The sequence below is a fragment of the Oceanispirochaeta sp. M1 genome (genome assembly GCF_003346715.1).
Lineage (GTDB): Bacteria > Spirochaetota > Spirochaetia > DSM-2461 > DSM-2461 > Oceanispirochaeta.
Genome location: NZ_QQPQ01000009.1, coordinates 37,311 through 60,171, shown reverse-complemented (window position 1 = coordinate 60,171; position 22,861 = coordinate 37,311). Strand labels below are relative to the sequence as shown.

At 45.7% G+C, this 22,861-nt stretch carries 19 protein-coding genes and 1 pseudogene; 15 read left to right on the top strand and 5 right to left on the bottom strand.

Annotation, left to right across the window (positions count from 1 at the left end):
* The first annotated feature begins 100 nt into the window (after positions 1-100).
* Together DV872_RS08015 and DV872_RS08010 are read left to right on the top strand one after the other, a co-directional pair.
* Positions 101-1,255, top strand: a complete 1,155-nt coding sequence (locus DV872_RS08015; protein WP_114629348.1) for a GntR family transcriptional regulator — start codon at positions 101-103, stop codon at positions 1,253-1,255.
* Positions 1,256-1,298: 43 nt separating this feature from the next.
* A complete protein-coding gene (locus DV872_RS08010) occupies positions 1,299-2,171 on the top strand; it encodes an acyltransferase domain-containing protein (protein ID WP_114629347.1) in 873 nt (290 codons plus the stop codon).
* A gap of 35 nt (positions 2,172-2,206) precedes the next feature.
* Here DV872_RS08010 and DV872_RS08005 read toward each other — a convergent pair whose 3' ends face one another.
* The gene (locus DV872_RS08005) at positions 2,207-3,580 is read right to left on the bottom strand and encodes an ADP-ribosylglycohydrolase family protein (RefSeq protein ID WP_114629346.1); all 1,374 of its coding nucleotides are present in this window, start codon (positions 3,578-3,580) and stop codon (positions 2,207-2,209) included.
* A gap of 269 nt (positions 3,581-3,849) precedes the next feature.
* Here DV872_RS08005 and DV872_RS27260 point away from each other — a divergent pair.
* Both DV872_RS27260 and ade read left to right on the top strand, forming a co-directional pair.
* Positions 3,850-4,631: pseudogene (locus DV872_RS27260) on the top strand (glutamine amidotransferase).
* A gap of 4 nt (positions 4,632-4,635) precedes the next feature.
* Positions 4,636-6,429, top strand: a complete 1,794-nt coding sequence (ade, locus tag DV872_RS07995; protein ID WP_114629345.1) for an adenine deaminase — start codon at positions 4,636-4,638, stop codon at positions 6,427-6,429.
* 19 nt (positions 6,430-6,448) lie between these two features.
* Here ade and DV872_RS07990 read toward each other — a convergent pair whose 3' ends face one another.
* Positions 6,449-7,465: a LacI family DNA-binding transcriptional regulator gene (locus DV872_RS07990; RefSeq protein ID WP_114629344.1), complete on the bottom strand. Its 1,017-nt coding sequence runs from the start codon at positions 7,463-7,465 to the stop codon at positions 6,449-6,451.
* Positions 7,466-7,649: 184 nt separating this feature from the next.
* Here DV872_RS07990 and DV872_RS07985 point away from each other — a divergent pair, with 184 nt between their 5' ends.
* The 11 genes from DV872_RS07985 to DV872_RS07935 all read left to right on the top strand — a co-directional run bounded on the left by DV872_RS07985 (position 7,650) and on the right by DV872_RS07935 (position 19,604).
* Complete coding sequence (locus tag DV872_RS07985; RefSeq protein WP_114629343.1) at positions 7,650-8,783, top strand: BMP family ABC transporter substrate-binding protein; 1,134 nt, start codon at positions 7,650-7,652, stop codon at positions 8,781-8,783.
* A gap of 85 nt (positions 8,784-8,868) precedes the next feature.
* Positions 8,869-10,422, top strand: coding sequence for an ABC transporter ATP-binding protein (locus DV872_RS07980; protein WP_114629342.1), 1,554 nt, complete (start codon positions 8,869-8,871; stop codon positions 10,420-10,422).
* The gene (locus tag DV872_RS07975; RefSeq protein ID WP_114629341.1) at positions 10,415-11,479 is read left to right on the top strand and encodes an ABC transporter permease; all 1,065 of its coding nucleotides are present in this window, start codon (positions 10,415-10,417) and stop codon (positions 11,477-11,479) included. The genes DV872_RS07980 and DV872_RS07975 overlap by 8 nt, the downstream gene beginning before the upstream one ends.
* Before the next feature lie 11 nt (positions 11,480-11,490).
* The gene (locus DV872_RS07970; protein WP_114629340.1) at positions 11,491-12,456 is read left to right on the top strand and encodes an ABC transporter permease; all 966 of its coding nucleotides are present in this window, start codon (positions 11,491-11,493) and stop codon (positions 12,454-12,456) included.
* Complete coding sequence (rihA, locus tag DV872_RS07965) at positions 12,453-13,382, top strand: pyrimidine-specific ribonucleoside hydrolase RihA (protein ID WP_114629339.1); 930 nt, start codon at positions 12,453-12,455, stop codon at positions 13,380-13,382. The genes DV872_RS07970 and rihA overlap by 4 nt, the downstream gene beginning before the upstream one ends.
* 15 nt (positions 13,383-13,397) lie before the next feature.
* On the top strand, positions 13,398-14,321 hold the full coding sequence (locus DV872_RS07960; protein ID WP_158546883.1) for a nucleoside hydrolase: 924 nt from the start codon (positions 13,398-13,400) through the stop codon (positions 14,319-14,321).
* Positions 14,314-15,627, top strand: coding sequence for an amidohydrolase family protein (locus DV872_RS07955; protein WP_114629337.1), 1,314 nt, complete (start codon positions 14,314-14,316; stop codon positions 15,625-15,627). Before DV872_RS07960 ends, DV872_RS07955 begins: the two co-directional genes overlap by 8 nt.
* Positions 15,628-15,705: 78 nt before the next feature.
* Positions 15,706-16,407 (top strand): purine-nucleoside phosphorylase, encoded by a 702-nt coding sequence (gene deoD / locus DV872_RS07950; protein ID WP_114629336.1) that lies wholly within the window; start codon positions 15,706-15,708, stop codon positions 16,405-16,407.
* A gap of 4 nt (positions 16,408-16,411) precedes the next feature.
* Positions 16,412-17,710, top strand: a complete 1,299-nt coding sequence (locus tag DV872_RS07945) for an NAD(P)/FAD-dependent oxidoreductase (RefSeq protein WP_158546882.1) — start codon at positions 16,412-16,414, stop codon at positions 17,708-17,710.
* Between the two features lie 5 nt (positions 17,711-17,715).
* Positions 17,716-18,447, top strand: a complete 732-nt coding sequence (locus DV872_RS07940; protein ID WP_114629334.1) for a nucleoside phosphorylase — start codon at positions 17,716-17,718, stop codon at positions 18,445-18,447.
* Positions 18,444-19,604 carry a M20 family metallopeptidase gene (locus tag DV872_RS07935; protein WP_114629333.1) on the top strand — a complete coding sequence of 387 codons (1,161 nt, stop codon included), beginning with the start codon at positions 18,444-18,446 and terminating at the stop codon, positions 19,602-19,604. The genes DV872_RS07940 and DV872_RS07935 overlap by 4 nt, the downstream gene beginning before the upstream one ends.
* Positions 19,605-19,641: 37 nt before the next feature.
* On the opposite strand, the gene DV872_RS07930 is transcribed toward DV872_RS07935, so the two are convergent.
* The 3 genes from DV872_RS07930 to DV872_RS07920 are packed head-to-tail and all read right to left on the bottom strand — an operon-like array spanning position 19,642 to position 22,816.
* Complete coding sequence (locus DV872_RS07930; protein WP_114629332.1) at positions 19,642-20,400, bottom strand: hypothetical protein; 759 nt, start codon at positions 20,398-20,400, stop codon at positions 19,642-19,644.
* Positions 20,397-21,095: a TrkA family potassium uptake protein gene (locus tag DV872_RS07925; RefSeq protein ID WP_114629331.1), complete on the bottom strand. Its 699-nt coding sequence runs from the start codon at positions 21,093-21,095 to the stop codon at positions 20,397-20,399. The genes DV872_RS07930 and DV872_RS07925 overlap by 4 nt, the downstream gene beginning before the upstream one ends.
* A gap of 23 nt (positions 21,096-21,118) precedes the next feature.
* Complete coding sequence (locus tag DV872_RS07920; protein ID WP_114629330.1) at positions 21,119-22,816, bottom strand: TrkH family potassium uptake protein; 1,698 nt, start codon at positions 22,814-22,816, stop codon at positions 21,119-21,121.
* Positions 22,817-22,861 lie beyond the last annotated feature (45 nt).

Genomic DNA, 22,861 nt, shown 5'->3' with positions numbered 1-22,861 from the left:
TGTATTTATATGCTATATCATATTTATGATTCACTATAGCATCTGCTGGTAAATTGTCAATATTTATTTTAATATGCTATAGCATATCCAGTGAGGTAAGATGGCAAAATCAAATAAACCGCTTTATGAAGTGATTTACAGACAATACAAGACGAAGATTCTCTCAGGTGAATTAACCCCCGGAACACGTCTCCCAACTGAAATGAAAATTGCCGCCGAGAATAAAGTCAGCAGAATAACAGTCTCCCGGGCATTGAAAGAACTGGAAATAGAGAAGTTTGTTTACAGGGTAAAAGGGAGCGGTAGTTACGTAACCGAAAAGGGGTGGTTAGGCGGACAGGAACTCTCACCCTTATCTGCTAAGAATGAGCTTGACTTCATCTCCCTTATTCTCCCTTTTGCTGAAGATTTTTCATCATTATTTCTTAAAGGGATTGAAGATGTGGCAAAAACCGAAGGTTATTTCGTTACATTCCATAATTCAGCAGAAGATCCGGAAAATGAAATTGAGATTATTGAGGATGTACTTTCCCGAGGATCCCAGGGGATCATTGTTTACCCCTCTTCTGAAAAAGCCAATCTTCACATGTACAGTAAACTGATGATCCAAAAATACCCTTTTGTCCTGATAGACCGTAAAATACCGGGGATAGATGCCTCTCTTGTTACGGTGGATAACAAAAGAGGAATTGAGGAGATAACATCGTTCCTGATCAAGCTGGGGCACAAAAAAATCATTTTTGTAGGGTCCTCGGTGAACAGTATTTCTTCGGAACAGGAACGTTACAGAGGATTCTGCCAGGCCCATATCAGTGAGGGAGTCCCCCTGTTAAGAAAGAATCTGTACTCTCTCAGTGATGTAGACTCGATTCCTCACGATTTCTCTGGAGGTTCGAATCCGGAGAGTAAAATCTTCCATTATCTCTTTGATCTGCTGGAAGAACTGGATACTGAGGAGCGCCCTACGGCTATTGTCGCCGTAAATGATCTGGTCGCCAGGTTCATCATGATGACGGCTCTTGAAAAGAATCTCTCTATACCGGGAGATTATTCTTTAACAGGATTTGATAATCTTCCCTATTCAGCTCATCTGCCTGTACCCCTCACAACTGTAGAGCAGCCGGCTTATGATATCGGGATGAATGCGGCTGAGATATTGTTCCGGCTTATTCAATCTCCCAAAGGACCTCAGGAGTCTCTGACGGTGGACCCCAAGCTGATCATCAGAGAATCTGCGGTGAGCAACTGCCTCTGAAACACTGTGTCCGTCAGGTATTTAAAGGGATAATAGGTAAAGAATGACAAAGTCAGATATTAAAGATATTGCAACAGATATCTCTCTTGAATCAAAATTCGTAGATGCTCTCTGCTGTTTTATGGATGAACAACCTGCAATAATCAGCTTTTTTGAGAATAGAGAGACCCTTCTGAAAGGGCTGCTCTTCAAATCTCTACCACTCTATAGACTTTTGTTGAAGATGAGATTCGCTTCTTCACTCCTGCCCATGATGAATCTCTACCTTGCCGTGGTTCTGGCCGCTGAGTGCAAGGCTGAATATGAGAACAGAGGGATTCCCTCCGATGTCTACACAGATACCATGACTGATATAAATACCTGGACTGCCCACTGCTTCCAGAAGACCGGTAATACTGGACTGCTGCAGATGGGATGGATCAGAAATCATCTTCAACTCAGGCTCTTCAAGTTAGGGAGACTGCAATTTGAAACAGGATCTCTGAATAAAAAAAATGTAGAAGGGTATTCCCGAAATACGGATTGCCTCCATATTCATATTCCCGAGGGAGAGAAGCTCTCCCCTGAGAAATGCATCGAATCACTGAACAGGGCAAGGGGTTTTTTCAGATCATATTGGAACACAGACTATCCCATTGGCAGCTGTCATTCCTGGCTACTCCATGAAAATATAAACTTGATACTGGACAAGGAGTCCAATATCGTACAATTTTCCAAACTTTTTAGAATCATAGAAAATGACAATAACAATAAGCAGGCACTGGAACGGGTTTTTGGAGAGGGGTTGAAGATCTCTTCCGACCTTCCCGAAAACACGTCCCTCCAGAGAAAAATGAAAGTCTTCCTTCAGAAGGGAAACAGGATCGGGATGGGATTCGGGATTGTTGAATTTGAAGATATGACTTTTAAGGGGTAAATAGTAACAAAATTACTTCCATGACAGAGGTCCCGCTATTGCATCTTCCGGGAGAGCTCAGCTGTCCATGAAGCCAGGTCGGATATCTTCATTTTTTCCATTCCCGGTACATAGGTCTCCAGGGTATCATTAAAAGGGTCGGTCCAACGTGTCTCAATTGGAAATAGAATTCCCAGGACACTGCCCACTTCTCCGGCATTACAGTCTACATCGGCTCCGCAGTCAGCCAGAATTCGGAAAGCCCGGCTTATATCATCTTTGCAGTACCATAGACTGTGTACCACTGCCATCATATTGGGATAGGTATGAATCCAGTTATAGGTTTTAATGGAATCTTCCAGATTCTCCCATGATGTAATATGGTTCTCATGTTTCTGAACGCTTTCCAGTGTCATATCAAAGAAATAAGCAAACTCTGTCCCTTCGGGGATATAATCCCGTGATTTCAGAAGAACTTCCCGGGCACTGTTCATGGTGAAGGCGAGGGAACTGAGTACCGCACTGTGAATTCCTCCATAGATACCGTTGGTTTCATGGGATATAGAACTGTCCATAAATGCATATTTTGCTGCCCTGAGCGGATCTCCCGGAGCCAGGTAACCGCATACCATGGTCCTCATCTGGGCGCCGATCCATTCGGAGAAGAAATTGCCCAGTTTTCCCGATAGGGGGGGATAGAATCCTCTTCTCAGGTTCTCAAGAGCAAAATATTCGGCAGACCATCCAAAAGGGATATATTGGAGCCACATATCAGCAATATCTTCGGCTGTCATATCTGATCCGGCCTTCTCTGCTGCCTTCAGAACAGCCAATTCAAAAGTAATATCATCGTTTAAGGTTTCGGGCTCCTTAATATACCCATTCAATCTCTCTCCATAGACCTTGCGAAGTGTTTTCCCCGTATACCCTTCCAGGGCCGTACCGTAAGATCCTCCGGCAATCTGACCGTTCCACCCCCGCCATATTTTCTCATTCAGGTTTTCCACGACCCCCGGGGAGGCGTTGCCAACCCGGAATGCAGAGCGGATTTCTTCCCATATTTCCGGCCGTTTGAACCGGTGAGTCGGGTGATTCGGATCAAGGGGGGCTTCTGTAAGGCGCTTCAGGATCTGACCGGTCAAGCGCTCTAAGAGGGAGAAATTCCTGTTTTTGTGTTCCTTCAACGCCGGTTCAATCAGCTTTTCAGCTTCTGTAACATCATATCCTCTGTTGTTCCAGGCTTGAATCATGGCCAGATAGAGGGATTCGGGTGCACGGGAGCCGGGAACCTGACTTGCCCAGAAAAGATCCAGAAGTCCCTGCCGGCTTTTCAGTATTTCATCCACACCGGTCCAGTCACTGGGATTCTTTTCGAAATCCACTGGTGAGGCGGTATGTAGTTTTTTATGTTCATATTCCCATGCTTTCATATGTGTCTCCCGGGATAAATATCGTTAGGAAATGAATCATCCATTCCAATGACTGAAAGAAATGATATCATGACAGACAGCAACGGTCAAAGAAGTTGTTTTTTTAATTTCTGGATATTTCTGGATATTTCTGGATATTTCAAGATATTTCAGACATCCTGAGAATTGTCTCTGAGGCCCCGGTTCCTGTTCGGAAAAATCATGGAATTCTCTGGAAATGTTCTTTATCCTAGAAGTAGTGTCATTGCCTTCGGAGAATTGGAGAAGGAATGACCATAGGGGAGGTCTATAAGATGAAAAAGATACTGATTGCCGGTGAATCCTGGATGAGTTATACCACCCATGTAAAAGGATTCGACAGTTTTACTACCTCTACATATGAAGAGGGAGTCGATGCTTTAAGGAATGCCTTTCTTAAGGGCAACTATGAAGTCGATTTTATCCCCAATCATCTGGCTCCAACCCAGTTTCCTATGACCCTGGAAGAGATGATCCCTTTCAGCTGCATTGTTTTGTCTGATATCGGTTCCAATACTCTGCTCCTGTCGGATACTGTTTTTCCAAAGGCCAACGGGAGAGCAACAGGTTGGAACTTATCCGGGAGTATGTAGCTCAGGGCGGGAGTTTTCTAATGATAGGCGGCTATATGTCTTTTACAGGGATAGATGCAAAAACACGTTATGGTGAAACCGCCATTGCCGACATCCTCCCCATAAAGATGCTGCCCTATGATGACCGGGTGGAGAAGCCTGAAGGTGTGAATCCTGCCATACTGCATCCTGAACATCCTGTTTTCGAGGGTATCGATGAAGAGTGGCCCCATTTTCTGGGTTACAATAAAACCCTTCCCCAAAGTGATTCAGGAGAGATTCTGGCGATAATTAATGGTGATCCTTTTGTGGGGATTAGAGAGTATGGGAAGGGACGGACCGGAATTTTCTCTTCCGACTGTGCTCCCCACTGGGGACCTGTCGAGTTCACATCCTGGAAATATTATGATCTGTTCTGGAAAAATCTGATGGACTGGCTTGTAGAAAGGCCGGAGGGGTGATCCTATGAAAAAACTGACCCCCCTTCAGAGGCGGGATCTGGTTGATGCCGCAATGGGACGTCGGCCATTTGATCTGCTGATCAGGAATATAAATCTGGTTAATATCTTTTCCGGAGAGATTTATCCGGCTGAGATTGGGATTTGTCATGGATATATTGCCTACATCCATGGGGGAGACCCCGATCAATTGCCTGATTCCCCTCTACCGGATAATCAAGGGATACACATTATAGATGGAGAGGGTCTCTATGCTGTCCCGGGTTATATTGATTCACATATGCATATAGAGAGCAGCATGCTCACTCCCGGTAACTTTGCCCGGGTTGTGGTACCCCGGGGAACAACGGCTATTGTGACGGATCCCCATGAAATCGCTAATGTGATGGGTATCCGGGGAGTAAAGTATATGATGGAAGCTGCACAGGGGCTTCCCATGTATCAGTTTGCACTGGCTCCTTCCTGTGTCCCCGCCGCACCGGGGTTGGAATCATCGGGTGCAGTCTTCGGCCGTGATGAGATTGAACAGCTTCTGGATATGGAGGATATCCTCGGTGTGGCCGAGGTGATGGATTACTACGGTGTTATTAATAATTCCTCCAGAATGCGCGATATTCTGGATCTGGCTCTTGAAAGGGATGTATTTATTCAGGGCCATTTCTTCAGTGAAAGTCCACGGGAACTTGCTGCTTATCTATGTGGCGGTCCCCGAAGTAATCATGAGTTTATGAAGGGGGCAGATGCCCTTCGGGCTATTCGGGCAGGTATGACTGTGGATGCCAGAGACAGCTCTTTTGAACGAAATACCCGGAGCATTGTTGAGGCCCTGGGACCCTTGGGACCTCTTCGGAACTTTACTCTATGCACCGATGACAGGGAACCGGAGGAAATCCGGGCCAAAGGGCATATTGATGATTGCATCAGGATTGCGGTTGATGCAGGGATGGCTCCCATTGAAGCTCTTAAAGCTGCTACAATCAATACGGCCGGTCTCTATGGTCTAAGAACCCTGGGTGCTCTGGCACCAGGTTACATTGCCAATATAAATCTGATTGATAATCTTGAAGATCTCAGGGTTCAAAAAGTGTTCTTTGAGGGTCAGCTGGTAGCCGAGAATGGATCGCTTACCGGAGAAGTACATCTTCTCAGTTCTGATATAGAGAAAGAGAATACTGTTTTTCTGGAAGGGTTTTCTGAAGACTTTCTATGTATTCGGGCCCCTGTGCAGGAAGGAGAGGTGAAGGTCCGTGTTATCAAACATCTTAATCTTAAGACATCCCTGACAGAAGAGAGCATCGAGTCAATTCCTGTTGAACATGGATTTCTCTCCCTGAGGAACAATAAGGATTTGAACTATATTGCTATCTTTAACCGGCATAGAGGAAATAAGGATTTCTCGACAGGGCTGATTAGAAATTTCCATCTGAAAGAGGGTGCTTTGGCTGGCACAGTCTGCCATGATTCTCACAATCTGGCTTTGGTTTATACAAATCAGGCTGATGCGCTTAGAGCAATTGAAGAGATCCGGCGGATTGGGGGAGGAATTGTCTATGTGTGCGGTGATAGAGTGGAATCTCTCGAGTTACCTATAGCGGGACTGATGTCCTGTTCTCCGGCAGAAGAGCTGACACCTCAGGTGGAAAGGATGAATCGTATTCTCGCAATGGCGGGGCTTGAAGCGGATAATCCTGTGATGCGGCTGGCAACAACATCCTTACCTGTTATTCCGGATCTTAAGATCACCGATAAAGGCCTTGTTGATACGAAAAATCAGACTTTTCTGGATCTCTTTGTTTCCTGAGTCCTGTAATTGGGAAGTCTTAGTACTTTCCACAGGTGTTACGGATAATCATGGAGTTGGGAAGGATAATCTCCTGAGGGGCAGCCTTTCGTTTGTTGATTAAATCCAGAAGGAGGAGAACAGCATTCTGGCCCATCTGATATGCTGGTTGGGAAACCGTCGTCAGAGAGAGGAGGTCAGAGAACGGGAGGTCATCGTATCCCATTACCGAAATATCTTCTGGACATCTTAATTTCTTTTGTTTGAGAGCCTTGAGAACACCGTAGGCCATCAGGTCGTCTGAAGCGAATATTGCTGTTACCTTTCTACTCTTATCCAGCCAGGAATTAACCTTTTTAAAGGCGATCTCATATGAATATCCGCAGGACAGGATATAGTCTTCATCAATATTTATATTTTCTTCATCCATAGCCCGTTTAAAGCCGGCATACCGCTCTTTTTCAGTACTGAGGACTCCCTCACCTGCCAGATAAAGAATATCCCGGTGTCCCAGGCTGAGTAAGTATCGGGTGGCATTATAAGCGCCTTCTGAATTTTCAGAGCCCACATAATTGATGATGTCAGAGTTGATTTTACGATCCAGGAACACCACAGGAATTGGGAGTTTTACCAGTTTTTCTCCTAATCCAGAATCTTCTGATGATGGGATATAAATGAGACCTCTTATATGACTGATCATCAGTTGGCGTAGTTGTGCTTCAGCCACGGATGTATCATTTTCTGAGTCACACAGGATGATATTATAATCCTGAAAATGGGCTGTGTTCTGAATTCCTTTTATAAGAGCGGGGAAAAAAGGATTCATTATATCAGGAATGATGAGACCAATCACATTATTTTCGGGTGCTTCGGTATTCTGTTTCTGAACCTTCTGATATCCCAGCTCGCCGGCAGCCTGTATTACCTTATCCCGAATCCCCTGTTTGACATTTTCTGAGTTGTTCAGAACTCTGGAAATAGTGGATGGAGACACTCCTGTGACAGCAGCAATATCCTGTAATGTGGGAGATTTTCCATTTGGAATTTTGCTGCTCATTTCTAAGTTCTCCTTTGTCAGGTTTGTAAGATATAGGGTTTTTATTGTAATACCGTTCTGAAACGGAGTAAAGAAATTTCAGAAAATTTCAGAATAAGAATGAAATTTTCAAAATATTTTTGACGCATTTTAGGGGCCATGCTATGATTATTTTTACACAACTTCAAATCTTAAAGGAGAAAATATGAAAAAGACTCTTTCTATTCTTATGACAGTTCTTCTGATCCTGTCTCTGGGACTGGTCGGCTGCAGTAAAAAGGAAGCACCCGCAGCTGCCGCTGCCGAAGAAAAAGCAGTTGAAGCTGAACCTTTGAAAGTGGTTCTTATTCTAAACGGAGTACTGGGGGATAAGTCCTTCTTTGATTCCGCTGATAACGGTATGAAAATGATCGCCAAAAAATACGGCGACAAGGTTTCAGTTAAAACAATTGAAATGACTTATGACCAGACGAAATGGGAGCCGACTCTTCAGGATGTTTCCGAAGAAGACTGGGATATCGTTATATGTGGTACCTGGCAGATGGTCGAAATGCTCCAGGATATCGCCCCCGATTATCCCGAAAAACGCTATGTTATTTTCGATTCCGGCGTAGATTACTCCCTGGGCAACCTGGGTAATGTTTACTCCATCGGATACAAACAGAATGAAGCTTCCTTTATAGCAGGCGCTCTGGCTGCCAGAATGACTTCCGGTCAAGCCCTGTCCAACGATGAGAAAATGGTCGGATTCCTGGGTGGAATGGATATTCCTGTAATCAATGACTTCCTTATCGGTTACATCGAAGGTGCTCAGTATGTTGATGCCGCCACCAAAGTGGCCATCTCCTATATCGGATCTTTCAGTGATTCCGCTAAAGGTAAAGAAATGGCTCTGGCTCAGTACAACCTGGGTGTCGACATCGGATACAATGTTGCCGGACAGGCCGGTCTCGGTCAGCTGGATGCTGCCAAGGACGTCAATCGCTACGCTATCGGTGTAGATTCTGATCAGGCTGCCATTTTTGTAGATTCTGATGCTGCCAAGGCAGAACTGATCACCACTTCAGTACTTAAAAGAGTAGATAACTCCCTTATGAGAGCTATTGATCTTCATATGGAAGGTAAGGTTCCCTATGGAGAGATGGAAGTCCTCGGATTTTCTGAAGACTGTGTCGGTCTTGCGGAAAATGACATCTATGAAAGAGTTGTCCCCGCAGATATTCGATCTGAATTAGCGGAGATTGAGAAGAAAATAGTCAGCGGAGATATTGTTGTCGGCAGTGCTTTCGGTATGACTACAGAAGATATGAACAGCCTGAGAAATGCTGTAAAACCCTGATAGTTGCATGTAATAGGAGCAGGGGTATCCGAAAGGATATCCCTGCTCTTTAAATTTCAGGAAGAGAATGAATCGGGAGTTCTTTATGCAGGAAGATTTACTGAGAATGGATAAGATTGTAAAGGTCTATCCCAACGGTATCGTCGCCAATAACAGTGTAGACTTTTCCATCAGAAAGGGAGAAATCCATGCGCTGGTGGGTGAAAATGGTGCCGGAAAGTCAACATTGATGAAAATCCTATTCGGACTGGAAAAAGCCGAAGAAGGGACAATCTCTCTGAATGGAGAGGCTATACAAATCACATCACCTAATTCTGCTATTGAGCAGGGCATCGGAATGGTGCATCAGCACTTTATGCTGGTACCGTCTCTGACTGTGGCTGAAAATATGATTCTGGGAGTCGAACCTAAAAAAGGTCTCTCAGTAGATATGAATAAAGCGGTGAAAGTGACAGAAGAACTGGCCCGAAAATATAACCTGGATGTGGATCCCAAATCCAAAGTGATGGATCTGCCTGTAGGTATCAAGCAGAAAGTTGAAATTTTAAAAGCCCTGCACAGAGGGGCGGAAATCCTGATTCTGGATGAACCCACTGCGGTATTAACTCCTCAGGAAACAAGAGAATTATTTGAGGAACTCCACCTTTTAAAGGATAAAGGGAATACCATAATTTTTATTTCCCACAAACTGCATGAGGTGAAAGAGCTGTGTGACCGCCTGACAATTATGCGGAATGGAACTCATCAGGGTGTCTTTAATACGGCGGATGTTTCCGAAGCGGACATTTCCCGGCTGATGGTAGGACGGGATGTTATTCTGACTGTCGAAAAAGAAAAAGCGGTACCCAAGAACAAATTCCTTCAGGTGAAAGACCTGACAATCGTAAACGATTTTGGTAAACCTGCTGTTAACAATATATCTTTTGATCTCCGAAAAGGAGAGATCCTGGGAATCGCCGGTGTGGAAGGGAACGGCCAGGGAGAACTGGTTGAAGCCATCACGGGGCTTAAAAAGTTTATTTACGGTGATATAGAAATAAACGGGCAGAGTATCAAGAATCTGAGTATCAAAGATATCCGGAACCTGAAAACCTGTCATATTCCCGAAGACCGCATGACCTACGGTGTGGCAGAGTCACTGAGCATTGAACAGAATCTGATGTCTGATAAACATGATTCACCGGAATTCACAGGAAAAATTCTGACTCGTGCGGCTGCCATCAAAGAAAATGGTGAAAAACTTGTCAAAGAGTACAAGATTAAATGTGATACCCCATTGCAGGATGTCAAAATGCTGTCGGGTGGAAATATCCAGAAAGTTGTCGTCGCCCGGGAATTTTCTTCAAGCCCGGAACTGATAATAGCCGACCAGCCCACAAGGGGTATCGATGTGGGTGCCACAGAGTTTATCAGGAAGCGGCTGGTGGAATTGCGGGATGACAACAGTGCCGTCCTGCTTATATCAGCAGATCTGAATGAAGTCATGGAACTGTCGGACAGCCTGATTGTTATGTATGGCGGGCAGATTACGGCGTTTATTAAGGATGCCTCCACCATATCCGAAGAGGAACTCGGATTATATATGCTGGGAGTCAAGAAACAGACCCCTGAAGAGATTGCAGGAGTTGTGTATGCGTAATCAGAAAACTATATTTGAATTTATCAGAACCTTCCTGGCAATCCTTATTGCCCTGACAGTTGCTTTGATCACAATCCTTCTGGTCAGTGATGAGCCGGGACAGGCCTTGAGTAAATTCCTGTTCGGACCCATAACCAGTGTGCGCCACTTCGGTAATGTCATTGAGATGATGATTCCTCTGATTTTTACGGGTTTGGCTATAAGCATTATGTTTTCAGCTGCCCAGTTCAATCTCGGAGCCGAAGGAGCTTTTTTCATGGGAGGTGTGGCTGCCTCGTTTATTGCTTGTAACTGGACACTCCCTCTTGTGATTCATCCAATTTTTGCCATATTGGCAGGTGGTTTAACCGGTGCGGTATTCTGCGGGATACCTGCCTTTTTAAAAACAAAATGGGGTGCATCGGAGCTCGTTTCTTCTCTAATGTTCAATTACATGGCGTTTTTTCTGGGACTCTATCTGATCAACTATTTCCTCAGGGATGTTAATGCGGGAGCCATGGTATCCTATAAATTTGCCCCCTCCGCCAAGTTGATCAAGATCATCCCTAAAACCAGAATCCACTTCGGTCTGATTGTGGCCATTGTCATGATTGTAATCTGTTATTTTTATATGTCCCGGACCCGCTGGGGCTATCGGACCAGACTAACCGGTCTGAATTCCAGCTTCGCCCGGTATTCAGGAATCCAAACGACCTCAGTCATTATTTCGTCTCAGGTACTGGGAGGAATGATTGCCGGTATGGGCGGTTCCATTGAAGTCCTGGGTATGTACCGCCGGTTTTCCTGGCAGCTCCTGCCCGGATACGGCTGGGACGGTGTTATTGTAGCCATTCTGGCCCGGAACAAACCTGCCCTGGTTCCTGTAGCAGCCTTCTTCCTGGCCTATCTGCGGATTGGTGCGGACCTGATGGCCCGGACCAGCGATGTACAGAGTGAAGTTGTGGCAATTATACAGGGTGTCATGATCGTTTTGATTGCGGCGGATAGTTTCCTTGCCACATACAGACATAAAATCGTCTTCAAGGCTGCCCGGAAGAGCAGCGCAGTGGCGGAATAAAGGATTTTTATATGCAGGGATTTTTTGATATTATCTTTTCTGTGGAATTCGGATACGCCGTTTTAAGGGTTGCAACTCCGATTCTTTTTGCAGCCATGGGCGCTTTGATATCCGATAAAGCAGGTGTGATCAACATCGCTCTTGAAGGTATCATGCTGTTTGCCGCACTGACGGGAGTTATTTTCAGCGCCCTTACTCAGAGCGCTCTTGTGGGTCTGTTGTGTGCCGTTTTTGTGGGAGCATTAGTGGGCATGGTTCTGGCGTATTTTGCCCTTAACCTGAAAACGGATGTGATCCTGTCTGCCATCGCCATCAACTTGATGGCCATGGGCGGAACTGTCTTTATCATGTTTCTGGTAGCCGGTGACAAGGGAATCTCCTCCTCATTAGCGAGTATGGTTCTGCCTAAGCTTAACCTTCCATTGATTCAGGATATACCCATTCTGGGTTCCATTCTGTCGGGACATAATGTTCTGACCTATGTGGCTATCCTGGCTGTTGTTGCGCTACAGTATTTTCTCTATAAAACCCCTCTGGGTCTGCAGATCCGGGCGGTGGGTGAAAATCCTGAAGCCGCAGATTCTGTTGGTATCAGCGTTATTAAGACCCAGTATATTGCTCTGACTCTGAGCGGCCTCCTGGCCGGTTTCGGTGGAGCCTACATGTCTATGGGGTATGTTTCCTGGTTCAGTCAGAATATGACAGCCGGCCGTGGATTTATTGCTCTGGCAGCGAATGCCATGGGCGGTGCCACTCCCATCGGGGTATTTCTGACCTCAATGCTTTTCGGATTTTTCGATGCTCTGTCCAATTCTCTCCAGTCCCTCAGGATACCGGGGGAATTCGTTCAGATGATCCCCTATGCTGCTACGGTCATCGGGCTGGTGGTCTATGCTATCAATAAATCCAATAAGATTAAGAGGATTCATTCAATGCATAATCTGGCAGGGAAAAAAGAATCAGAGGAAACTGTATGAAAAAACCAGTCATAATGGATTGCGATCCCGGGCATGATGATGCTATTGCCCTGATTCTGGCTTATGCCAGTGATGAGCTTGAGATTAAAGCAGTCACAACCGTTGCAGGCAACCAGACTGTGGAAAAAACCACCTTGAACGCCTTGAAGGTTCTGAGCTTTATCGGGGCGAAAGTGCCGGTGGCAAAGGGATGTTCCGGCCCCCTTTTCCGGGATCTGATTACAGCGGGTGAAGTACACGGAGAGTCCGGACTGGATGGTCCGGAGCTGCCGGATCCTACTTTCGCACCGGTTGCCATGAGTGCTGTGGAACTGATGGTGAAAACCATCCGGGAATCTGATGTTCCCGTAACCCTGATTCCAACGGGAGCCCTCAGCAATGTGGGACTCCTGCTTTTAACTCATCCGGAGCTGAAAGACCGGATTGAGCGGATATCCCTGATGGGCGGAGCCTGTTACGGAGGAAACTGGACTCCCGCAGCGGAGTTCAATATCCTGGTGGATCCCGAGGCGGCGGATATAGTCTTCAGTTCGGGAATCCCTATCACCATGAGCGGACTGGACGTTACCCACAAGGCTCTTATCAAAAAAGAAGATACAGAACGTTTTCGAAGCATTGGAAAAAAGACAGCTGTAATGGTTGCGGAACTTCTGGACTTCTTTGGAAAATTTCATGATGAAAATTTCGATTTCGGGGGCAGTCCCATGCACGATCCCTGTGCTGTAGCCTGGCTCCTCAAGCCATCCATGTTTACATCAAAGAAGTGTTATGTTGCAATAGAAACAGCGGGACGGTTTACTAGCGGATGTACTGTGGTGGATACCTTGGGAATACTGGGGAAAGAGCCCAATACGGATGTCCTTTTTGATATAGACCGGGATGGATTTATTGACCTTCTGGCGGATAGCCTTGAACGGCTTGACTGAATAGAGGAGCGAATGTTGAAACGACAAATTGTGATCGATTGCGATCCCGGAATAGATGATGCTCTGGCCCTGATGATGGCCTTTGCCTCTGATAAACTGAATGTGCGAGCCATAACCACAGTAGCCGGGAATGTTTCCGTTGAAAATACTGCCCGGAATGCCCTGGATCTGGCCGCTCTGGCCGGGGTGGATATAGAAGTGGCTGCGGGGGCGGCGAAACCTCTTTATGTTCCGCCGAAGCATGCGGAAAGTGTGCACGGTGCCAACGGTCTTGGAGGAGTTGTTCTTCCAAAGGGCAAATCTCTCAGCAGCCGCAGTGCCGTCGATTTGCTGCGGGATGAGGCTGGAAAGGCTGCGGGTGAGCTGGAAATTATCGCCCTGGGACCTCTGACAAATATTGCAGAATTACTGATGGTCTATCCGGATACAGCAAAACAAATTAAAAGTATTATTATGATGGGTGGAGCCGTTAACGGAGGAAATGCCACTCCCGCTGCTGAATTCAATTTCTATGCCGATCCTCATGCGGCCGCTGTGGTATTCAGGTCGGGTGTGCCCCTTTTTATGTATGGACTGGATGTGACCAACAGGGCTCTGCTCTATCCCGAAGAGGTCAGGAACATGGAACAGCTGGGAGGACCGGTTATTGAATCCCTGACGGGGATGATGGAATGGTATATGGATTTTTACCGTAGCATAGGGCATCCCGGACTGGGGATGCATGATCCCTTTGCTGTGGCCTGTGCTATCGATCCTTCTCTGGCAGGCATGGAATCTTATCATGTGGAGATTGAGACCGAAGGTTCGTTGACTCGGGGGAAATCAGTTGCGGATGTTCTGAAAGTGACAGGGAAAAAGCCGAACGCACAAGTTGCGATGACCCTGGACCGGGAGAGATTTGTAAAGCTATTTATGGACCTTATGAGAACCTATGCCTGATCTGATTCTTAAAAATGCCTCTCTTATAGACGAAACAGGTCAGATTCTTCCTGAAAGCAATGTGTCTGTTGAGAACGGTCTGATTACTCATATTTTCCGGTCAGCCGAGCATGAATCATCGATTAACATTCCTCAGGAGGGTGAAGAGATTATAGACTGCCGGGGGCTTTTTGTGTCCCCCGGGTTCGTGAATCTCCACTCCCATTCTCCCATGGCCATCTTTCGTGGTATCGCCGAGGATGTGGACGCCGACACCTGGTTCAACCGGGATATCTGGCCCTATGAGAGTAAAATGACCGCCCAGGATGTGGAGGCAGGAGCAATGCTTGCCATCATGGAGATGCTGGATAATGGTGTCTGTGCTTTTGCAGATCACTATTTTATGAGTGATCGAATCTGCCAGGCTGTTCTGAATACGGGAATAAGGGCTGATATCGCACCGACCCTCTTTGGGATGACCGGTGGATTTGAAGAACAGCTGGATGCTGCTGCCGGATTGATTGATCAATGGAACAATCAATCCCAGCGCCTGGCTCTTCGGATGGGACCCCATTCTCCCTATACCTGTTCTCCGCAGCAGCTGAAGCAAACGGCAGAGAGAGCCGCGTCTCTGGGAGTGGGCCTGCATATGCATGTGTCAGAAACAGCAGAACAGGTAAAAAAGAGCCTGATCGAATACGGTCAAACCCCATTCCAAATTTTGAAGGACGCTGGCTGTCTGGATCTACCTCTGATTGTGGCTCATGGTTTATGGATACGGGATGAAGAGAGGGCACTTATTGAAAAGGATACCCATTTTGCGGTCTGTCCTAAAACCTATATGAAACTCTCCTGCGGGCAGGGAACCCTCTGGCAGAATCCCAGAGAACTCCCCTTATGTATCGGAACAGACGGCGCTGCCAGTTCCAATTCTTTGAGTCCTCTGGAACAGGCTTCCTTATTTGCTCTGGCTGGAAAGTTTATCACCGGAGATCCCGAATCCTTTCCTCTTCGTGAAGTATGGCAGATGCTCATGAAAGGTCATGAGGCACTGGGATTTAATTCAGGCCGAATCGCCGAAGGTGCCGCTGCTGATCTATTAATATGGGACCTGAATGATATCCACACCATGCCTCTTTATAATCCCCTTGCATCAATTCTCTACAGTGCCGGAAAACAGAATATCAGGGATTCCCTGATTGCCGGGAGTTTTGTGAAACGGAACGGTAAGGTACTGGCTGATACTGATGCTGTCCGCAGGGAGGCTCAGTATCGTGCAAAGGATATTTTGAAAAGAGGAAGAGGAGAGACTCGTCTGGTGTTTTAATACCGGAACGATGTTCAAAAATTGTACAGAGCCGCCTGTTTGGTGGTTCGAAAGTAACAAATACTGGAGGAAGTATAAATGAGTACAGCACACATGGAAGCAAAGAAAGGGGATATCGCAGAATCTGTCCTTCTCCCCGGAGATCCTTTAAGAGCTAAATACATAGCTGAGAATTTTCTGGAAGATGCGGTTTGTTACAATCAGGTTCGGGGGATGCTCGGTTATACGGGTACCTATAAGGGAAAGAAAGTTTCCATACAGGGCACCGGAATGGGCATGCCCTCAATTTCTATTTACGTTAATGAGTTACTCACTGTCTATGGAGTTAAAAATCTGATCAGAATCGGTACCTGTGGTTCTATGCAGGAAGATGTAAAAATCAGGGATGTTGTTATGGCCATGAGCGCCTCAACCGATTCCTCTATGAACAGCCTCCGTTTCGGGGGCATGGATTTTGCTCCTACTGCTAATTTCGATCTCCTTCGGCGGGCCTGGGAGAAAGGTGTGGAACTGGGTGTCTCCGCCAAGGTCGGGAATGTTCTCACATCGGACACTTTTTATGCGGATGACCCCGATGGGTGGAAGAAATGGGCGGAGTACGGCGTGTTGACGGCGGAAATGGAGACTTCTGCTCTCTACACTCTGGCGGCGAAGTTTAAGGCTAATGCCCTGTCTCTTCTTACAGTGAGTGACAGTATTGTCACCAGTGAGCAGTGCAGCCCTGAAGAGAGGCAGACCACATTCAACCAGATGATCCAGATCGCTCTTGAAATCGTCTGAATCTGTGCAATATGATGTGCTTGTGCTGGGCTCCGGTCCTGCGGGCTTTTACTCTGCCTTAAGCTGTGGCAGAAATGGACTCAAGACTGCTCTTGTAGAGCGGGACATACAGGGAGGAACGGGTCTGGCAACAGGCTGTCTCCCTGTTAAGATGATCCTGGATCGCATTAAGCTTCTTCGTGAAACCGGAGTTCCTGAAAGGCTGCCCCAGGTTCTGAATGATAGCCGGGAGAGAATGAATCATCTGGGGCCGTTGATGAATCGTCGTCTGATGTCTGCGGGAGTTGATCTTTATACGGGAGAAGGTTTTTTTCTCTCTGCTGATAGCTTTAAAGTTGATGATACCATCCTCTCAGCCCGTTCTATTATTCTGGCAACGGGAACCGAACCCGGGAGTCTCCCCGGAGTATCTGACCATCCCAACTGTATTTCTCATAAAGAGGCTGTTTCACTTTCCCGGCCACCCGGTTCTCTGACGATTGTCGGGGGGGATGTGGAGGGGATCGAGTTTGCCTCACTTTTTTCTGAGTTGGGAACATCCGTAACAGTCCTTGAACAGCAGAGTGAAATTCTGACCGGGTACGATAGAGATCTTGTACAGCCTATAGCGGATCGCCTGAAGGACAATGGAGTCTCCTTCAAAATGGATACCAGGGTGACCGGTTCTGGAGAGAAGGGCGAGTTATTAACAGATTCCCAATCTATAAATCCTTCCGGGCCTGTTCTGATCACAGGCATCCGTCGTCCCTCATTTCCCGAAGGCCTTGCGGCTGCCGGGGTAGAGTGTCTGAAGGATCGAATTCCCGTCAATGGATCTCTAAGAACCAACGTTCCCCATATTTTTGCTGTGGGAGATATCAACGGTTTATTAGGGATGGGAAGTGCTGCGGTTCAGCAGGGGATGCAGATGGGAGACTTTCTGAAAGATAATATCCCCATAACCCTGGACCAGGGTGGACTTCCCAGGGCAGTCTTTTCTCTTCCTGAAATTGCCGGAGCCGGACAGCAGGAGAAAGACCTGATTGCCGCGGGAATTCCCTATGGTTCAGGACAGTTCCCTTTTAACCATACCTGGCGTGGAATGGGCAAGTGGGAAACTGGTTTTGTGAAAGTTCTTGTAACAGATAAAGATCGGCTGGCAGGTCTCTGGATGAGCGGTCAGACTGTATCAGAAACAGCAGGTTTCTGCGGACCTGTATTGGATGCCGGGATAGGACTCTCCAGCCTGAGGAAATCATTGATGATTCACCCTGTTCTGGGCGAAGCTGTTCTGGAAGCCTGTAATCAAATACATTGGGAGTAAAATGAATGAAACAACCTCATATCCTTTGCGACAAAAAAGATGTGGCCGAAAATATTCTCCTGCCGGGAGATCCTGCCCGGGTTCTCAGGGCTGCGGAGTATCTTGATTCCTGGAGTGAAATTGCATTCAACCGGGAGTTTAGAACCCTTACAGGGTCCTATAAAGGTATGCCCGTAACCATCTGTTCTACCGGTATCGGCGGTCCCTCCATGGTTATTGCTCTGGAAGAACTGATTGCCTGCGGGGCTAAGAACTTTATCCGCATAGGCAGCGCCGGTGCCAGCCGATCCGGAATTGCTCTGGGCGATTTAATCATTCCCACAGCCACGGTCCGGGAAGATGGAGCATCCAGGATGTATGCGGAAGAGGGCTATCCGGCAGCTCCCGATTATTATCTCCTGTCAGCTCTTATCGAAACCTGTAGAAAACAAAGTCTTCAATTTCATGTGGGAATTACCCGCAGTCATGATTCTTTCTATATCGATGATGAGGCTGAGCGAATGAAAAAGGCCAACAGCATGAATGTACTGGGTTCCGACATGGAGACCGCTACACTTTTCACTCTGGCCTCCCTGCGGGGGGTGAGAGCCGCAGCCGTTTTGAATAATGTGGTTCTTTATGAGAGGGATGTCAAAGAGGGAATTGGAGACTATGTGGATCAGAGTTCTCTAACCGCCAGGGGTGAGGAACTGGAAATCCAGGTTGCTCTTGAAGCACTGAAGGAGGTTCTTTTTTGAACGGGAAGACCGCATCTATACTGAACATGATCAAAGAAATGGTCCACATTCCCACCCAGGGAGGGATCGATGATACAGAGCCTATGCTCAGGTATCTGACCGACTGGTATGCCTCCCGGGGGATGAAAGGAAATATCCTGAAGGATGAAAATGGGAAAAACTGTGCCTTCATCTTTATCCTTGGAGAAGGTGATGGCCCTCTTTACTGTCTGAATGCCTGTGGCGATACCGCCGATATCGGCAATCCGGCAGAGTGGAGTCGAGACCCTTTCAGTGCGGAAGAAGAAGAGGGATGGCTCTATGGCAGAGGAAGTTGTGATTCAAGGGCGGGGGTGGCGATCTTCTCTCATATTCTCCATGATCTGTTCCTTGAGAAGAGCCTAACATCAGGCCGGCTTGCGGTCATGTTCGATGTGGATGAGCATACCGGGAATTTCGGCGGTGTCAAAGCACTGGTTCGAGAGAATCCTGATTTGGCTGGTGTGATGATCGGTTATCCGGGATTTGATGAAGTGGTCTGCGGAGCCAGGGGTTTCTACCGGGTAGAGCTGGTCGTTTCAGGTAAAAGCGGGCATACGGGAATGGCCGGAGACAATGAGCAAAACGCACTGCGTAAAGGGGCTGCTCTCATTGAAGAGCTCTACAGCCGGGAGCTCTCTGCCCTGGAGGATAAGGATTTTCCCTTCGGTCCAAAACTGACAGTTACTAAAATGAGAGGGGGAAATGGATTCTCTGTGGTTCCAGATGATTGCCGTATCCTGGTGGATGTGCGGCTGACAAATACCTTCGATGCCCAAAAGGCTTCAGGGCTGTTATGTGATGCTGCCGCTGCAGTGGATGAACGTTTTCCTTCACCCCATCCTACGGCTGTGAATGAAAAAGGGAGCTGGCCTCCTTATGTGCTGCCTTCCTCCTCAGTCGTGGCTTCCGCTCTCCATAAAGGGGCATCCTCCATCACAGGCCGGGACATTCCCCGGGTTGTCTGCGGTCCCTCCAATATCGGTAACTATCTGTTTTCCCTGGGTATTGAAGCCACCTGCGGCTTCGGTGTTAAGAACAGGAACTTTCATGGTATCGATGAATGCATCGAGATTGTTACTATTGATCCTGTCTACAGATCTTACAGGGAGGCTGTTGATATTTTATTCGGCCTTTAATCTTTTGCAGCTTTGACGTGATTTCAATACCCAAGGGTCATTTCCCTTTTCTTTTCAGAAACCCCTTGAATGAATTCAGAGTGCGCTTTGAAATATTGTTTACAGGATTACTGATTATTTTCTGTGATATATGAGTTGCTTCAAACTCCCATATACATAAATTCAGATTTCCATTCTTATCAAAAATAGGAGTGCAAATCTCAGCAGAGTTTGTCTCTCCCCTCCATATCTCCCGGTTCTTTTCCAGAAAAACCAGTATTTCAGCCAGTTTAAGATCAGGAAATATATCATTTATTTTAAGATCACTTCCAATACTCAGGTTCAGCTTGTCTGAGAGTTTCTGGCTTATACCCAGAATGCTCCCCATGGTATCAGTAATTAAGAGAGGTTCAGGGTACTCTTCACATACAATTTTTAAAACTTTGTTGAAGGCTGTTATTCGATTCAGTCTCAATTCAAGAAGCTTGTTGAAATCATTCAATATACTATAGATAACCTGTCCTATCTCATCCAGCTGATCAAGAATCTTTGCAGATTGAGGATGGTTCAAATCTTTATAGCTGGCAATCTTTTTCAAATCGGATACCAGTTTTCTCTGATCAATGAACAGGGAGAGGAAAACAAGGGTCTGGAACAGGATGGTCACGACTCCCCAGTAAACAACCTGTTGTTTCTCTATACTTATATTGAGGGGGGCTTCAGAAAATGAATCAATGCTGATCAGTAGAAAAAGAACCAAAGACCCCAATATCATCAGAAATGAAATTATTAGCCGCTTTCGTTTGACTAAAATCATGGTTGACTCCCGCTTTTCTGGAAAGACTCAAGTTTACTCTCGTCACCTACCATTATGAGTATGTCTCCTTCTTCCAGTTTTTCATCTGCCTCAGGAAAGAGTAGAACTTCTTTACGTAGACTCAATCCTTCAGCATCCATCTGGTTCAAACTTCTGCGTATAGCAACAAGCCTGATATTAAATCGGGTTTCAAACTCCATTTCCTTCACTGAGTTTTTCACAAAAGCCTGGGGTAGATAGAGCTCTGAGAGTATTATTTCTTTTGATAACTGAACTTTTTCCATTACCGAGGGAGCTACCAGGTTTAAAGCAATCCTGGTCCCCTGATCCTCTTCTATGTTGATGATTTCGTCGGCTCCGACCTTCTTTAAAACCTGATAGTGAATCTTATTTACGGATCTGGCAATTATATATTGGACGCCAAGCTGTTTTAATAGTGCGGTTGTCAGTATGCTTGCTTCAATATTATCACCAATAGCAACAATCGCTGCATCAACCGAATCCAGAGACGCTTCTGATAATGATTCTTCATCCGTTGAATCAAGCAGCACAGCCTGGCTGACAATATCTTTCACCCGGTTCACTTGTTCTGCCGTATTATCTATGGCAATCACATCCGCACCTTTGGTTGATAGTACTTCACAGACTTTTCTACCAAAAACTCCTAATCCGATGACCGCATATGTTTTATCCATGGTTCTTCCTTAATTCTTTTTTTTCAACCAATCATTATTGAAGCTTCGGGGTAGGATATCCGGCTCTGTTTTTCTTTGCCCGAAGAAGCTGTTAACAGGGTTAAAGGTCCCAGTCTCCCTAAAAACATTAGAAATATGATTCCTATCTTTCCAATTGGGGAGAGAGATCCTGTTATTCCGGCAGTTAATCCTACAGTTGCAAATGCTGAGACAGTTTCAAATAGTATTTTAATGGGTGGTGCATCTTCTGTGATAACTAATACTGAGCTGACAATGAATATTGATAGAACAGCAAATGCTATGACCGTAAATGCCTGTAGGATATTATCTTTAGGGATCTGTTGTCTGTAGAGTAGAATCTCCTGTTCCCCTCTTCTGAAAGAACGAATATAAGCCCATACGACCCCCAATGTATTGACCTTTATTCCTCCTGCAGTACTTCCGGAGGCTCCGCCAATAAACATTAAGCCCATCATAATTAAAAGAGTTCCATTTGATAATTTTTCAAAGGGTATTGTGTTAAAACCTGCGGTTCTGAGTGTTACGGACTGAAAATAAGCTGATAAGTATTGGTTCCATAGGGGGGCAGGATAGAGATTAGAAATATGCTCCAGTTTATAGATGATGAGGGTACCCGAAACTGTAAGGATAGAAGACACAATGAGGACTATTTTAGAATTAATAGATAAGGGAGCTTTCTTCTTTTTGAACCAATTGAAAAAGAGACTGTGAATATCCAGTATTACAGCAAAGCTGATTCCTCCGGCAATAATGAGGGTCGTAATGATTATATTCATCATCAGATTCTTATTGAATGACACCAGACTGTCTGAATAAAGGGCGAACCCGGCATTACAAAAGGCAGATACTGAGTGAAATATGCTGAAGAATACGGCCCTGGCAAAGGGTAAACCGCTTTTACTGAAAATGGGGAAAAGGAGTAGTGCCCCTGTTATTTCAATTAGAAAAGTAAGGAAAATGATCCTCAATACACTCCTTTTTAAGGATTGAGTATTTTTACTGCTAAGCATGTATGATAAAAGATTCTTATCTTTTACACTCAACCTCTGTTTGAACAAGAAGACCATAAAGAAAGATAGGAGCATTATTCCCAAGCCTCCTATCTGAATTAGAAGCAGGATAACGATCTTTCCAATCGGTGTGAATTGATTTGCTGTATCAATAACAGTCAGACCAGTTACACAAACTGCTGATGTAACAGTAAAGAGGGCATTTAAAGGCGTAAGAGAAACGCCTGTACTCATAACAGGCATCATCAAAATCAGTGATCCAATAAGAATTACCATTATAAAACTGAATACAACTGTCTGGGCAGGTTTGGTAATGATGGATTGAAGAAAGGTTGAGACTTTTCTGAATCTGCCGAATATTTTCAGTACAAGAAGAATGTTTCTGATAATTGTCATCAGGTTGTTATCCCGAGTCAACAGATCACTTCTCTGTTTCAGTAATAGGTTTATAATAAACAGGGATAAATAAATAATTATAAAAAGGAAAGAAAAGAGATTCTTTTTTATATAATAAGATGGTTTACTGCTGGACTTCATACCCCAAAAGAAGTCCAGTAGAAGATAGGAAACAAGGGAGTAATCAATTATGGTAACAAACCAGTTAAGAATCCCTGGAATGTTTCTATACTGTTCCAGAAATAAACCTATTATCCCCAGAATTACAAAAAAGATTAAGAATATTTTTCTCATATAGTTCCTATTTCTCCAAATTCATGAAAACCCAAGACTATGCTC